1 protein-coding gene is annotated in these 574 nt (G+C 65.2%); it reads right to left on the bottom strand.

Annotation, left to right across the window (positions count from 1 at the left end; genetic code table 11):
• A partial coding sequence (locus DBR22_RS24990) for an ATP-binding cassette domain-containing protein (RefSeq protein ID WP_258229379.1) occupies nt 1–574 on the bottom strand: 574 nt, incomplete at both ends.

Genomic DNA, 574 nt, shown 5'->3' on the forward strand with positions numbered 1-574 from the left:
TTGTAGAGGACGGCGATCCGGTCCGCGAGCTCAATCACCTCGTCCAGTTCGGTGGAGACGATCATCACGGGCGTGCCTTGGTCCCGCTCGGCCACAATGCGCTTGTGCAGGAATTCGATGGACCCGACATCGACGCCGCGGGTGGGCTGGGAGGCGATGAAAAGCCGTAGCGGCCGGGAGAGCTCCCGGGCCATGACGACTTTCTGCTGGTTTCCGCCGGACAGGGTGCCGGCCGCCAGCGAACCTGACGGGGTGCGGACGTCGAATTCGTCGATCCGGGTTTTGGCGTTCTCCAGCACCTTGGCGGGGCTCATGCTGATGCCCTTGGCGAACGGCGCCTGGTCGTACCGGTCCAGGATCAGGTTTTCGGCGATCGAGAAGGTGCCGATCAGGCCGTCCACGGACCTGTCTTCCGGGACGAAGCCGACGCCGGCGTTAAGGACTTCCTTGACGCTGCGGCCCAGGAGCTCTTCCCCGTCGAGCAGGATGGAGCCGTGAACGCGTTCCTGGAGTCCCAGGATGGCTTCGGTCAGCTCTGTCTGGCCGTTGCCCTGGACGCCGGCGATGGCCATGA

Source organism: Arthrobacter sp. HMWF013, from assembly GCF_003061105.1.
Classification (GTDB): Bacteria; Actinomycetota; Actinomycetes; order Actinomycetales; family Micrococcaceae; genus Arthrobacter.